The 14,000-nt window shown below is 72.0% G+C and carries 10 protein-coding genes; 6 read left to right on the forward strand and 4 right to left on the reverse strand.

Annotation, left to right across the window (positions count from 1 at the left end; translation table 11 throughout):
• Positions 1-309: 309 nt before the first annotated feature.
• Positions 310-4,617 (forward strand): hypothetical protein, encoded by a 4,308-nt coding sequence (locus tag BLQ50_RS10580; protein ID WP_093183551.1) that lies wholly within the window; start codon positions 310-312, stop codon positions 4,615-4,617.
• A 7-nt stretch (positions 4,618-4,624) separates the two neighbouring features.
• Complete coding sequence (locus tag BLQ50_RS18340) at positions 4,625-4,879, forward strand: hypothetical protein (RefSeq protein WP_139185800.1); 255 nt, start codon at positions 4,625-4,627, stop codon at positions 4,877-4,879.
• Between the two features lie 156 nt (positions 4,880-5,035).
• Here the strand turns inward: BLQ50_RS18340 and mscL are convergent, their stop codons facing one another.
• From mscL to BLQ50_RS10595, 3 genes are all read right to left on the reverse strand, one after another.
• Positions 5,036-5,497, reverse strand: a complete 462-nt coding sequence (gene mscL, locus BLQ50_RS10585; RefSeq protein ID WP_093183553.1) for a large conductance mechanosensitive channel protein MscL — start codon at positions 5,495-5,497, stop codon at positions 5,036-5,038.
• Between the two features lie 206 nt (positions 5,498-5,703).
• Entirely contained in the window at positions 5,704-6,438 is a 735-nt protein-coding gene (locus BLQ50_RS10590; RefSeq protein ID WP_093183554.1) for an SAF domain-containing protein, read from the reverse strand.
• A 117-nt stretch (positions 6,439-6,555) separates the two neighbouring features.
• Positions 6,556-6,918, reverse strand: a complete 363-nt coding sequence (locus tag BLQ50_RS10595; protein WP_093183800.1) for an FmdB family zinc ribbon protein — start codon at positions 6,916-6,918, stop codon at positions 6,556-6,558.
• A gap of 166 nt (positions 6,919-7,084) precedes the next feature.
• Here BLQ50_RS10595 and BLQ50_RS10600 point away from each other — a divergent pair, with 166 nt between their 5' ends.
• Positions 7,085-9,706: a penicillin acylase family protein gene (locus BLQ50_RS10600; protein WP_093183556.1), complete on the forward strand. Its 2,622-nt coding sequence runs from the start codon at positions 7,085-7,087 to the stop codon at positions 9,704-9,706.
• 161 nt (positions 9,707-9,867) lie between these two features.
• Here the strand turns inward: BLQ50_RS10600 and BLQ50_RS10605 are convergent, their stop codons facing one another.
• Positions 9,868-10,503, reverse strand: coding sequence for a 5-formyltetrahydrofolate cyclo-ligase (locus BLQ50_RS10605; RefSeq protein WP_093183558.1), 636 nt, complete (start codon positions 10,501-10,503; stop codon positions 9,868-9,870).
• Positions 10,504-10,642: 139 nt separating this feature from the next.
• Between BLQ50_RS10605 and BLQ50_RS10610 the strand changes: the two genes are divergently transcribed.
• The 3 genes from BLQ50_RS10610 (at position 10,643) to BLQ50_RS10620 (ending at position 13,896) form a co-directional block, all read left to right on the forward strand.
• Entirely contained in the window at positions 10,643-11,893 is a 1,251-nt protein-coding gene (locus BLQ50_RS10610; RefSeq protein ID WP_093183559.1) for a molybdopterin molybdotransferase MoeA, read from the forward strand.
• Positions 11,894-11,895: 2 nt separating this feature from the next.
• On the forward strand, positions 11,896-12,552 hold the full coding sequence (locus BLQ50_RS10615; protein ID WP_093183561.1) for a GNAT family N-acetyltransferase: 657 nt from the start codon (positions 11,896-11,898) through the stop codon (positions 12,550-12,552).
• Positions 12,553-12,990: 438 nt separating this feature from the next.
• The gene (locus BLQ50_RS10620) at positions 12,991-13,896 is read left to right on the forward strand and encodes a hypothetical protein (protein WP_093183562.1); all 906 of its coding nucleotides are present in this window, start codon (positions 12,991-12,993) and stop codon (positions 13,894-13,896) included.
• Positions 13,897-14,000 lie beyond the last annotated feature (104 nt).

Here is a 14,000-nt window from a genome sequence, read left to right on the forward strand (position 1 = left end):
GCGCGGCACGCACTGTCTTCATGTCCGGGCTCGTGCGCTCGGGCGCGGCGCGAGCCGGGCGCGGGACGGCCCCCGTCGCTCAGCCAGCGGCTTCCGGACAGGCTTCCTTCACCACATCCCGTACACCGCGCGTCCCGCCTCAGATCGCGGGCCCTCGGCGCGTCAGGGGTCGTTTCGCCTCCGGGCCGGTTAGCGTGCCAGGGTGACACTTCCCGATCGCGAGCACGCGCCGGGGCACCGGGGCGCCTCCTTGGACCGGACGCGGGTGCGCTCCTCCACGCCAGACTCGTCCACGGAGAGAACCCCGACATGACTCACAGCACCGCGACCGACCCGTCTGCGGCAGGTACCACGCCCGGCGTCGGCGCGGACCAGGCCAGCCAGGCTGTCCCCACGATCGTCAAGCAGGCGACGACCGGGGAGATCGTGGGAGCCGCCGTGGACCGGTGGCGCGCCACGCTCGTCGCCCTTGCCGGCGGCTCGACGCTCGCTGACGTCGGCCTGCTCGGCGACGCCGTGCTCGACCTGACCGCAGCGCACCCCTCCGGCATCGCCCAGCTCTTCGCCGGCCGGAGCACCCGGCTGGCGAACGTCTTCCGCGAGGGCAGCTCGCTGCCGGTGGCGCGGCGTCGGGCACGGGCAGTGGCCCAGCGCTCCCAGGAGCAGGGCGAGCGCTACGGCGTCGCGCCGACCTACCTCGCGATCGGCGTCGCGACCTGGACCGAGCACGTCGTCGACCAGGCGGCCGACGACATGGCGGCGCTGGCCCGGGCGACCGGCAGCCAGCCCGCAGGCCAGGGCGTGTACGACGACGCAGCCCCGGTCCGGGAGAGCGTGCGCACGGTCCGCGCACCCGTCCTGCTGCGCCCGATCAACATCCAGGCGCGTGGGGGCGGGGAGTCCGACTACGAGCTCACCCTCGAGCCGACCGCCGAGATCAATCCCGTCCTGGCCCGGGCGCTGCGCTCGCGCGGTGCGCTGCTCGACCCGGCCGCGCTGGCCCGCGGCGCGTTCACCGGCTCCGGCTTCGACCCGTCCACCGCCCTGGACCGCATCAACTCCCTCGGCAGCGCCGTGCTGAGCGACTTCACGATGGTCGACAAGCTGCTCGTGGGGACGTTCGTGCACCCGGGACAGATGCTCGTCGACGACCTGGACGACCTCATGGTCGGCCTCGAGCGCCACGAGATCATCGCCGCCCTCGCCGGCGACCCCGCCGCGATCAAGTCGCTCGCCCACCCGCTCCCCGCGCCGCACACCGGCGACGCCGAGCCGAACATGGAACGCGGCGTCGGCGACCTCGACCCGTCCGGGCGCAGCGTGCTCGACGCCCTGGCCACCGGCAGCCACCTCTTCATCGACGCCCCCGTCGGTGCGGACTCGACCGGAGCGATCGCCGCGGTCGTCGCCGAGGCCGCCGCGATCGGGCGCAGCGTGCTGTACGTCCCCGGGCACCGTCGCGCCGCAGACGCGCTGAGCCTGCGCCTGGCCGAGCTTGGGCTCGACGACCTCGTCCTCGACGTCACCCCGCACCCCAGCTGGCGCGCCAGCGTCTCCCGGCGCCTGCTCGGCGCGATGACCCTCGAGGCCCCGCACATCGACGCCGCCGCGCTGGCCGACCTGCGCCTGCAGCTCGTGGAGACCCGCACCCGGCTCAGCCGGACGATCGACGGGCTGCACCAGGCCCATGCGCCGTGGGGCATCTCCGCCTACGACGCGCTGCAGGCGCTCGCCCGACTGACGTCCGAGCGCCCGTCACCGGCCACCCAGGTCCGGCTCGCGGCCGGGCCCCTGGCCCGGATCGCCGCGACCCGTCCTGCCGTCGGCGCCGACCTCGTCCGCGCGGCCAACCTCGATGCCTTCACCCTCCGGCCGGCCTCCACCCCGTGGTTCGGGGCGGACCTGGAGACCGAGGACGGCGCCGCCGACGCCGTGGACCGGATCACCCGGCTGCTCGACCGGACGCTGACCGACCTGCGGACGCAGATCACGGCCGTCGCCGAGGACACCGGAGTGCTCCCGCCACGCACCGTGAGCCAGTGGGGTGAGCAGCTGGCGATGCTCGCGGGCATGCGCACCACCCTGGACGTCTTCCAGCCGATGGTCTTCGAGCGGACTGCGGACGACCTCGTCGCGGCGACCGCCTCGCGCCAGTGGCGCTCGGAGAACTCGATCGAGATGAGCGGCCTGCACCGGCGCCGCCTCGTCAAGCGGGCCAAGGACATGATCCGCCCGGGTACCCGGATCGCCGACCTGCACGCGGGTCTGCTCGAGGTGCAGGCGCAGCGCGAGACCTGGGCGGCCCACTGCCCGAGCGGCGGCTGGCCTCGCCTGCCTGAGGGCCTCGCCGGGATCGAGGAGACCTACGCCTCGGTCATGACCGACTTCGTGGCGCTCGACGCCGTGCTGGCCACGACCCCGGGGGGCGCGGGGCTCGCGGACCTCTCGCTGGGCGACGTGACCGATCGGCTGCAGAAGCTGCTCGATGATCGGTCGGCGCTGCACTCCCTCCCCGAACGCACCCGGGTGGTGCGCGAGCTTGCCTTCGTCGGGCTGGGGCCGTTGCTCGAGGACCTCTCCGCGCGCCGGGTCGAGGTGGGCCTGGTCGAGGCGGAGCTCGACCTCGCCTGGTGGAGCTCGGTGTTCGAGCAGATCCTCGCGGCCGACCCGCACCTCGCCGAGGTCGACGGACAGGGCATCGAGGCCCTCGCCGACCGTTTCCGCCGCCTGGACCGGGCCCACGTGGAGTCCCTGGGGACCCCGATCCGGGCCGCCGCGGTCCAGCAGATCCACGGCGCACTGCGCGACAACCGCGACCAGGCCGAGGGCCTGTTCGCCCAGCTCGTCGAGGAGTCCCTGACGAGCGTGCGCGTGGCGAACGACGACTTTGGTGACGTGCTGCGCAAGCTGCGCCCGTGCCTCATCGCGACCCCGACGCTCGTGCCGCACCTGCTGCCCGCGCACCGCACGGTCGACCTCGTCATCCTCGATGCCGCCCAGCACCTCCCCGTCGAGTCGGTCCTGTCGGCGATCGCACGCGGACGTCAGGTCGTCGTCGTCGGTGACGCACGCTGCGCCCCGGGCGAAGCGGTGCCCGCCCTGGCCGCCCTGCTGCCCACGGTCGCGCTCGCCGGCGACGCCTCCCGGCGCGACCCGCTGCTCACTGCCTTCCTCGTCAACAACGGCTACCAGGGGGTCCTGCGACCGATGCCGCTGCCGTCCGCAGAGCGGCTGGTCACCTTCGACGCGGTCGACGGCGCCGGGATGCCCGACGCGGCCTCCGGCGCGGTCGAGTCCACCCAGGTCGAGGTGGACCGGGTCGTCGAGCTCGCGATCAACCACGCGCTCGACCGGCCGGACGAGTCCCTCGCGATCATCACCGGCTCCCGGGTGCACGCCGACCGGGTGCGCGAGGCGATCCTGTCCCAGGTGCGCCAGAACGCCGCGCTGGGCCCGTTCTTCGACCCGCGCCGACGGGAGCCGGTCGTTATCTCCGACCTCAAGAGCGTCGCTGGCCTCACCCGTGAGGCGATCATCTTCTCGGTCGGGTTCGGGCGTACCCCGCACGGGCGCGTGCTGCACCGCTTCGGCGACATCTCCGGGCCGACCGGCCAGGCGCTGCTGCTCAACGCGGTCGGGGCGACCCGCCGCCGGCTCTCCGTGGTCAGCTGCTTCGGCGCAGAGGACCTCGACCCCGAGCGCCTGCGGGGCACCGGCGCCCAGCTCCTGGGCGCGCTGCTCGACTTCGCCGAGCACCGCACCGACCCGCAGCACGCGACCCAGCACGACGACGCGTCGCCCAGTGCCGACCAGCCGCACCCCGACCGTCTGGTCATCGACCTCGCCGAGCGCCTGTGGCGCACCGGGCTCACGGTCGAGACCCAGCACGGCGCCGTGGGTGGCGAGCAGATCCCGCTTGTGGTGGGCCACCCCGACCTGCCCGGTGAGCTGCTCGTCGCGGTCCTGACCGACGACGCGAACTACACCGACGAGCCGAGCATCCGGGTCCGTGACCGTCAGCGCGCAGAACGGCTCGAACGGCTCGGCTGGCAGGTCATCCAAGTATGGTCGGTGTCCTTGTTCCTCGATCCCGAGGGCCAGGCGAACCGCATCCGCGAGGCCGTCTTCGAGATCGAGGCCCGACGCCGCGCCGCCCGCCAGCCGGTCACCGGCACACTGCCGATGGTCGTCCTCGACGACGCGGCGCTGGTCGTGCTCGAGGAGGCTCAGGGGACCGGTGACGAGGACCTCGTCGACCCGTCCGCCCCGGTCGCGGTGACCGGAGCGGTCGCGCTCGTGGGACCAGACGGGAAGGTCGTCGATGCCGGCGGCGAGGCAGCCGAGAGTAGTGGCGCCGCAGAACCCGCTGCCGGCGTGCGCGCGGGTGGCCCGGCGGCCATGCGGACCTCCCGGCCCGACGTCGAACCGGGGCTGCCGATCTCGGCGTACGGGGACAACGAGCTTGACGAGCTCGTTGCGTGGATCGCGAGCGACCAGATCGACCGTGACTCCGAGCAGCTGGCCGGTGCGCTGCGTGCCGAGCTCGGGATCACCCGCCGCAGCACCCGGGTGGACACCGCGGTCGCCGGCGCGGTGCGCCGCATCCTCGGTGGATGATGAGTGCATGACTGCAGGATCAGATGGATCAGTCACAGATCGTTCGGCGCCGGACCCGTCCGGGACAGGCACCCCGGCCGTCGCTCCGGCGCAGCCAGCCCGTCAGCGCCGTCACCGGCGGGTCGTGCGCGCCGGGGTGGAGACCGAGACCGTCTCTGGGCTGAGCACGGACGAGGCGCCCACCGGGTGGTCCGAGCCGCCGGTCGCCGGAGGCGACAGCAACGACGAGCAGCTGAAGAGAGACGTCCCGCCGCACTGGTGAGCGTGGTCCCGGGGGATCGGTGCCGTGCTGCGCGCGATCAAGCCGGAGCGCGCATGACACGAGCGGCTGACCCTGGGGTCAGCCGCTCGTGTCATGCGTTCAGTTCTGACGGGCAGCTCGCGTCTGCGGCTTGCCGTCAGCTGGTGCCGGCTGCCGTCAGTAGCCGACGGGAGGCGCGGGTGGGACAGGCCCGGCCGGACCGTGACCGGATGTGCCCTGGCCGCCGTTCTGGGCCACGAGCAGGTCGCGGATCTGCTGAAGCAGCAGGACGTCCTCGGAGGGGCCCTCGGGCTCCTCGATCAGCCCACGCTTGCGCAGCTTCTGCAGGTGGTTGATCGGCACCACGACAAAGAAGTACAAGGCTGCGGCAATGATCAGGAAATTGATCAGCGCGGTGAGTAGCATCCCGGGGAGGAAGTGCGCCCCGTTGAGAGTGAAGCGCCCGACCGCGTCGAGATTCGGCTCGCCGAAGATCATGGCGATGATCGGCGTGAGGATGCCCTCGGTGAGGGCAGTGACGACCTTGGCAAAGGCACCGCCGATGATGATGCCGACTGCGAGGTCGACGACGTTGCCACGCATGATGAATTCTTTGAAACCGTCGAGCACGTTCTTCATAGGGTTCCCTCTCTGATTTCGCGATGGGCTGTCTGGCTCGGCAGAAGCACTGACAAGACACCGTGCATAGGGGCTGGTCGACTCTGGTCCGGGTCCGGGTCCGGGTCCGGGTCCGGGTCCGGGTCCGGGTCCGGGTCCGGGTCACGGACTCGCGGATGAACCCTGCCATGGCGGAGCGGTGAAGATCGGACGCTCCGCCCGGTCGATCATTGCACGACGACCGCCGTGATCGCACCCCGACCAGCGACGTTCGCCAAGAATGTGGCTTCCTCCGGCGTCACCGCGACGAGGATGAGGTCGGCGGCCTCGTCCCCGGAACTGGTCCCCTGGGACAGGCCGTTCCCGGCGTCGGAGGCCGCCGCGAGCGGCCCAGGCAGGACCAGCGCGCGGCGTGCCAGATACGTGGCCGCAGCCGCGTCGTCGGACGTTGGATCGTCGTTCTGGGAGGGGGCGAGAAGATCGACGTGCATCCCCGGCCCGACGATGCGGGCAAGGGCGGGCTCCCCGAGGCGGACGGCTGCCACCACCGTCCCGGGCGGCCCCTGCGGACCGCCGCGCGGCGCGACCAGGACCGGCGCGCTGAGCACGGTTCCCTCGGACACCGGTATCGCCAGGATTCGCCCGACAGCCTCGGCCGGGTCGCGCAGCGCGTCGGCGGGTCGGGACCGCGGGGGGACCTGGGTCGTGCGGACGTCGTCCGCGGTCAACGACTCCCCGGCGAGGACCGCTCGGTCCGCGACCACGATCGTCTCGAGCACCGGGGGAGGCGGCTGCAGACGGCCCACGGTGATCGCGGCCGCGAGGCCGAGCGCGCCGGCCGAGAGCAGGAACCGGGCCTTCCAGACCAGGCCGCGCAGGCGGCGTCGGGCACGCACGGAGGGGCCGTGCAGCGACGCGGCGCGGGGCGAGGGGCGGGCGGGGTGAGCCGGGCGATCGGTCATGCCTGCACGCTAAGCGCGGGCGTGGTGGACCGGCTGGACGGGGCGCTCAGAACGCTGAGAAGCGCCCCGATGCTTCCGCTGTGGGCGACCTCTTGGGCCGTCCGATCCTGCTGGCGGCTACTTCGCGGCCGCCGGTGCGGCGCTCGACGATGAAGCGGAAGACGACGACGAGGACGACGACGAAGCGGAGGCGGGTGCGGAGCTGGGCGTCGAGCCGCTTGATGCGGGTGCGGCCGTGGACTCCTTGGCCGAGCTCGAGGACTCCGACGCCTTGGTGGAGGCGGGCACCTTCGACTTCGACGCGGCCTTGTTGTCGGTGCGGTAGAAGCCCGACCCTTTGAAGACGACTCCGACGGGGGAGAAGACCTTGCGCAGCAGGCCATCGCACTCGGGGCACACTGTGAGCGAGTCGTCGGCGAAGGACTGGTGGATGTCGAAGTTGTGGCCGCACGCGGTGCAGGTGTACGCGTAGAGGGGCACGAAGTCTCCTGTGATCCTGTAGTGGGTGGTGCCGACCCGACCGGCGGCGAGGTGACATCGCGCGCGGTCGAGGGTTGGCACTCGAAGCAACTGAGTGCTAATCATACGCCGGACCGTGGACGCGGTGGAAGCGCGCCGTGTCAGTGGGAGCAAGTAGTCTCGCACCGTGCCTCATCGCAATGTGATCCTTCGTCGTTCCCTCGTCACGGTGGCCGTCCTGGTCGTGCTCGCCCTCGTCGCGACCGTCGTCGCCGTGGTGGTCGTCACCCGCCGTCCGCTGCCGTCAGCAGGCGGGGAGGAGACCATCCCGGGCCTGAGCGGGACCGTGCGCGTGGTCCGTGACGCGCAAGGCGTCCCCGACATCTACGCCTCGACCCCCGAGGACCTCTTCCAGGCCCAGGGGTACGTCCAGGCGCAGGACCGTTTCTTCGAGATGGACTACCGCCGCCACGTGACGTCCGGACGCCTCGCCGAGCTCGTCGGAGACAACCCGGACGCGATCGAGGCGGACAAGGTCATCCGGACCTTCGGGTGGCGCCACGTCGCCGAGGCGGAGTGGGAGATCCTCGACGCGCCGACGAAGTCCTACCTGACGGCCTACGCCGACGGTGTGAATGCCTACCTCGACGGCCGCGCACCGGGGGACATCGCCTTCGAGTACACGGTGCTCGGCCTCCAGGTCGATGTCGACGCCCCGGAGAAGTGGGACCCGATCGACTCCCTCGCCTGGCTCAAGGCGATGGCCTGGGACCTGCGGGGGAACTACGACGACGAGCTCGGACGGGCCCAGGCCTTCGCCAGCATCGGCGACGTGGCCCGGGTCAACGAGCTCTTCCCGGTCTACCCCGAGGAGCTCAACCCCCCGATCCTCGACGCCGACCAGGCGAGCGCAAACCTCGCGGCCAACCCCGCGCCGGCGCTGGGAGAGACGGCCGACGGGGCGGGCGCGTCCTCGACCGCCAGCCTCTACGACCCCGAGGACGCTGGGCTGGCGCTCGCCGTCGATTCTGCCGCCCGCGCGATCGACGCGGTCCCCGTGCTGGTCGGCGACGGCGAGGGGATCGGCTCCAACTCCTGGGTCGTGTCCGGAGCCCTGACCGACACGGGCAGCCCCCTGCTGGCCAACGACCCGCACCTGAGCCTGGGCGTGCCGAGCATCTGGTCCCAGGTCGGCTTGCACTGCTTGACGACGAGCGCGGCCTGCCCTTTCGACGTGTCCGGCTTCTCCTTCGCCGGATTCCCCGGCGTGATCATCGGCCACAACGCGTCGCTGGCCTGGGGGATCACCAACCTGGGCGCGGACGTGACCGACTTCTTCCTTGAGCGGACCAGTGGCGCCACCTACGAGGTGGACGGTGCCTGGGTCGACCTGACCACCCGCACCGAGACGATCAAGGTCAACGGCGGCGAGGACATCGAGCTTGTCATCCGGTCCACCGGGCACGGCCCGATCGTCTCCGGCGTGCTCGACCTCGACGAGACCGGCTCGACCCCGGTCACCGGCGTCGACGGCGAGCCGGTCCGGCGCTCGAGCTACGAGGTCTCTCTCGGATGGACGGCACTGACCCCTGGGCTGACCGCCCAGGCCATCTTCGCGATGGACACGTCCGCATCGGCCCAGGACATCAAGGCCGCCGCCGAGTACTTCGAGGTGCCCTCCCAGAACATCATCTTCGCGACCGTCGACGGACACATCGGCTACCAGGCCCCGGGGCGGATCCCGGTGCGCGACGAGGTCTCCGGTGCGGTCCCCTCCGACGGCACCTGGCCCCGGCCCGGTTGGGACTCCCGGTACGACTGGCAGGGTTGGGTCGACCCTGCCGCCATGCCGTCGGTGCTCGACCCGGTCGAGGGGTTCATCGTCGCGGCCAACCAGGCCGTCGGACCGGCCGGAGCCGGTCCCTTCCTCGCCCTGGACTGGGACTATGGCTACCGCTCCGAACGCATCCGGGACCTGCTCGAGACCGAGATCGAGGCGGGCCGCCCGATCAGCGTTGCCGCGATGGCGCGAATCCAGAACGACACCTTCAACCCCTATGCCGAGGTGCTTGTCCCCACGCTCCTGGAACAGACGATCACCAACACCTTCGACCGGGCGGGCCAGGACCTGCTTGTCGGCTGGGACTACAGCCAGGACGCCGACTCGGCGCCGGCCGCGTACTTCGCCGCGGTCTGGGTCGAGCTGTTGTCACTGACCTTCGACGACGAGCTCTCCGACGCGTCCGCCCCGGACGGGGGGAGCCGGTGGCTCGAGGTCGTCCGCACGCACCTGGATGATCCGACGAGCCTGTGGTGGGACGACCGCAGGACGGTCAACGTCGTGGAGACCCGGGACGAGATCTTCACGCAGGCGCTCGTCAAGGCGCGCGAGCAGCTCACCAAGAAGCTCGGCCGGAAGGCCGACGAGTGGGAGTGGGGCAAGCTGCACCGCCTCGCGCTGCAGCACCCGGTTCTCGGCGGGTCGAGCATCCCCGGGGTGGTCCGCGGCTTCGTCAACCCCAGTCCCGTCGAGATGGGCGGAGGGTCCTCGATCATCAACGCGACCGGCTGGGACGCGTCCTCCGGCTCCTACGACGTGACGTCGGGGCCGTCGATGCGGATGGTGGTCGACCTCGCCGACCTGGACCGATCGACCTGGGTCGTGGTGACCGGGACGTCAGGGCACCCTGCCAGCTCGCACTACGCCGACCAGCTCGACCGGTGGGCCGCCGGGGAGACGTACTCCTGGCAGTTCACCGAGAAGGCCGTCACCGCCGCAGGGAAGGACACGCTCACCCTCACGCCCTGACGGACAGCCGGAACTGACAGCCGGAACGGACAGCCGGAACGGACAGCCGGAACGGACAGCCGGAACGGACAGCCGGAACGGACAGCCGGAACGGACAGCCGGAACGGACAGCCAGGACGGACAGCCGGAACGGGCCGGCCGGGCTGACCCGCCCGGCTGGGTCAGCCGGTGATCCAGTGCCATTCCAGCGGGGTGGCCACGCCGTCGACCCGGCGGTCGTGGTCCTCGCGGGGCAGCGGACGCTCTGCGGCGTCGTAGATCTCTTCGGGGAAGACGACGGCGATCACCTTGACGCCCGGGCGCACGTGCGCGAGGGCGCGGTCGTACCAGCCGCCGCCCTGTCCGAGCCGGTTGCCGTGGGTGTCGACCGCGAGGGCCGGGGCGATGACGACGTCGGCCGTCTCGAGCGCCTCCGGACCGAGTGCTTCGGTCGACGGCTCGGGCGGGCGCCCGGGGGCGCGCTGGAGGAGGTCGTCCTCCCCTGCGTACAGGGCCCAGTCACGCTGCAGCCCGGCTCCGAGCACGGGGAGCAGGATCTGCTTGCCGAGCGCGTCGAGCATGGACATGAGCGCCGAGGTGCCGGGCTCGTGGGGTCGAGCGGCGTAGAGGCCCACCCGCTGGGCGTCGCGGACCTCGGGGATGGTCAGGAGGATCTCGGCCAGCGCCTTCGCCGCCTCGTCGCGCCGTCGTTCGCTGCGGGTCTCGCGTGCCGCACGTATCGCCCCACGGAGGGCGATCTTGGCGTCCTCCGCATCGAGGGACGGGCGGACAGGGTAGGGCTGCGCTGGACTACTCATGGTCAAAGTATCTCAAAGAAATGGTGCGGATGGTGTCTCTCGGAGATGTTCGCAGGGGATGTGCTTTTCTGCACTAGCCTGTGGTTCATGACTGCTGGAACGCCGTGCGCCCCACGACCCGTGACCTCCCGGTGATCCGGTGAAGAGCGTCCAGGACCAGCTCGCCGCCGTCCTCGCTGTGGCCCTTCCGGTCCCCGCCCTCGACGTCGTCCTCACGGACGCGGCCGGCTGCATCCTCGCCGCAGACATCGTCGTCACCGAGAACATCCCCGCCCGGCCCTTGGCCACGTGCGACGGCTACGCCGTCTTTGCCCGGGACCTCACGGGGGCCAGTGCTCAGGAGCCCGTCGTGCTCCCGGTGATCCACGACGTGTGGTCGGCCGCCGACGAGCCCTTCCGCCTGGTGCCCGGGCAGAGCGTGCTGCTGAGCTCCGGGGTACCGATGCCTATCGGGGCCGACACTCTGGTTCCGGTCTGGGCCACCGACCGAGGTGAGGCGCGGGTGCGGATCACCGCCGAGTTCGGCCAGGGGGCCAACGTGCGCGCCGTCGGAGCCGACGGCGCGGCCGGTTCCGTGGGGCTGCGTGCCGGCATCCGCCTCGACGCCCGCCAGCTGGCCTTCGCCGCGAGCCTGGGCTACGCCAGGATCCGGGTGCACCCAGCTCCCCGGGTGGTGATTCTCCCGGTCGGCGACGAGCTCGTCCAGCCCGGTTCACCCCGCCCTGGGGTGTTCGACGCGAACGGCCCGTCGCTGCGCACCGCGGTCCAGGACGCCGGTGCGATCGCGATCCAGGTCGCCCCGGTCAGCGACGACCAGGCCAAGCTCAGGGACGCGATCGAGGACCAGCTCGTGCGCGCGGACCTGCTGATCACCACTGGCGGGCTGAGCGAGGGCTCGCACGACACCCTCAAGGACGTGCTCGCACCGCTGGGCACCGTGCGCTTCGACCACGTCGCGATGATGCCCGGCCGCAACCAGGGCCTGGGCACCCTCTACGCCGGGATCGGCGTCGACACGGGCGCGCCCGGTGACACCATCCCGGTCTTCTCCCTGCCCGGGCACCCGGTCGCCGCGCAGATCTCCTACGAGGTGTTCGTCCGCCCGGCGCTGCGTGCCATGGCTGGGTACACCGAGATCTACCGGCCGTCCGTCGCCGCGCACGCCGCGGTCGGCTGGCGCAGCCCGGCAGGCATCCGCCAGTTCGTGCCGGCCACGCTGGTCGGCTCGCCCGAGGAGGGGTACCAGGTCACCCCGGTCGGAGACCCGACCCGGCTGGAAGAGCTGTCCGTGGCCGCTCTCGCGGAGGCCAACGCCCTCGCGGTCGTCCCCGAGGGGGACACCGAGGTGCGGTTCGGGGACAGGGTGCACTGTTTGGTCCTCGAGGCGTGAGCATGGCGTTCTGGCGACGCTCGCCGGCCTGGCCGGTCGTGCTGCGCGACGACTCCTTCACCGACCCGCCCGGCGGCACGCTCATCCTGCGGCGGCTCGTCCGCCGCGATCGTGACGACTGGATGGACGTGCGCGAGCACAACGCCGACTGGCTCGACCGCTGGGAGGCGACCCTCCCGCCCGTGCTCCCCGGTCGCCATCCCGGCGGGAGGAGCCGATCGGCTCCCACCTTCGGTGAGTACGTCCGCCTGCTCGACGGCGCGGCCCGAGACGGCACGACCCTCCCCTTCGCGATCGAGCTCGACGGCGAGCTCGTGGGCCAGCTGACCGTCTCCTCGATCACCTACGGGTCGATGTGCTCGGCCAGCATCGGGTACTGGGTGAGCGAGCACGTCGCGGGTCGGGGGATCGCGCCGACGGCGGTCGCGCTCGCGGCCGACTACTGCCTCTTCGAGCTGGGCCTGCACCGGATCGAGGTGAACATCCGCCCCGAGAACGCACCGAGCCTGCGGGTGGTGGCCAAGCTTGGTCTGCGCGACGAGGGCCTGAGGGTCGCCTACCTGCACATCCAGGGCCGCTGGTGCGATCACCGGACCTTCGCGGTGACGGCCGAGGAGGTCCCCGGCGGTCTGCTCGCCCGCTGGCGGGGCCAGCAGTAGCAGACCGCGCGCCTGCGCCTGTGGAAGAATTGCATAGGTGTAACTTGTCCGCACGACACACCGGGGCGCGTCCGCGTCAGGGTGTATCGCCTCACCTAACGTCGTCGTGTGGACTCACTAGCCGGCGTCGTCGTTCTGGCAGTGGTCGGTCTGTGGTTGGCCTATCTGGTCCCGCACCGGCTGCGCCAACGGCAGCAGATGCTCGAATCGCGAGTCAACGACCGGTTCTCCGGGAATCTCCGGGTGCTGGCCGTCGCGACCTCGGGTGCCTCGGCAAACGCCGGAGCAGCGAGGAAGGTCGGCCGGGGATCGACCGCCGTAGCGCTGCACTCCCACGGCGACTGCACGACGTCGTCCAGCTTGAACGCACCACTCTTGACCCCGCCTCACGGGATGTCCGTGCGGCCCAGGCGCCACCACCCGGAAGGAGAGCAGGACATGGAGCAACCACCCTCCCCGACATCCGCGGCCGCACCTGTACGCGCGGGGCTGCATGCCCGCCGTGCGGCGGCTGCGCGGCGCCGCGCGCTGCTCACCGTGACCTTGCTCGTGCTGACGGCCGGGACGGGCGCGCTCGCCGCCGGGACCTCCGTCTCGAGCTGGTTCGTGCTCGCACCGGCAGTCCTGCTCGGCGCGGTCCTCGCGCTCGGCCGCCGGGCTGTGCGGGCCCACGCCCGGGCCGACGCCGCATGGGAAGGGCGTGAGCGCGTGCGCCGGGCCGCCGCCGCAGCGCCGACCGATGTCCGCCTGGCCGGACGTCCGGCTCCTGCCATCCGCCCGCAGGTGACCGGCCGCGCCGTGAAGTCCTCGCAGTCCCACACCCAGATGATCGCCCGGGTGCGCCCAGCCGCGGCCGTGACCGCCGCGGCCTCTTCCGCCGAGGGGGCGACCGTCGCGGATGACCGGCCGGCTCTGGCGGAGGTGGCGTCGGCAAGCACGGCGTCGAGCGCCGTCGAGGAAGCCACCGTGGTGCTCGCCGAGGCCGACGGCGCAGTCGTCACCGCGGGCACGAGCTTCGACAGGGGCGTCGACACTGCGGCTGACAAGGCCGACACGTCAGCCGACGAGGCGACCGGTGCCGCGGAGTGGACGTCCGTCCCGGTTCCTCGCCCCGTCTACACGATGAAGTCCGCGGCCCCGCGCTGGGAGCCGGCGCCGCTGACCGCCGAGATGGCGCAGATCACCCAGGCGCGCCGGGCCGAGCTCGCAGCCGGTGACAGCGCGCCGGTCGAGGAGACGGCCGGTGACGCGTCGTCGGCCACGAGCGAGGCGGAGGCGCCCAGCGACAGCCTCGGCGTCAACCTCAACTCCGTCCTTGCCCGACGCCGCGCGGCGGGGGAGTAGCGAACCCACCCGGGTGCGGCTCGCCTGGCACGATGCTTGCCGTCGAAGTCGCCGTGGTGCTCAGTGGGTCTCCCGTGGTGCTAACCTAGATAACGCTTCGGGAG

The organism is Sanguibacter gelidistatuariae (genome assembly GCF_900096585.1).
GTDB lineage: Bacteria > Actinomycetota > Actinomycetes > Actinomycetales > Cellulomonadaceae > Sanguibacter > Sanguibacter gelidistatuariae.

Excerpts from the sequence above, each read along its gene's own strand:
- BLQ50_RS10580 (WP_093183551.1), top strand. The coding sequence starts at position 310 with ATGACTCACAGCACCGCGACCGACCCGTCTGCGGCAGGTACCACGCCC.
- BLQ50_RS18340 (WP_139185800.1), top strand. The coding sequence starts at position 4,625 with ATGACTGCAGGATCAGATGGATCAGTCACAGATCGTTCGGCGCCGGAC.
- mscL (WP_093183553.1), bottom strand. The coding sequence starts at position 5,497 with ATGAAGAACGTGCTCGACGGTTTCAAAGAATTCATCATGCGTGGCAAC.
- BLQ50_RS10590 (WP_093183554.1), bottom strand. The coding sequence starts at position 6,438 with ATGACCGATCGCCCGGCTCACCCCGCCCGCCCCTCGCCCCGCGCCGCG.
- BLQ50_RS10605 (WP_093183558.1), bottom strand. The coding sequence starts at position 10,503 with ATGAGTAGTCCAGCGCAGCCCTACCCTGTCCGCCCGTCCCTCGATGCG.
- BLQ50_RS10615 (WP_093183561.1), top strand. The coding sequence starts at position 11,896 with ATGGCGTTCTGGCGACGCTCGCCGGCCTGGCCGGTCGTGCTGCGCGAC.
- BLQ50_RS10620 (WP_093183562.1), top strand. The coding sequence starts at position 12,991 with ATGGAGCAACCACCCTCCCCGACATCCGCGGCCGCACCTGTACGCGCG.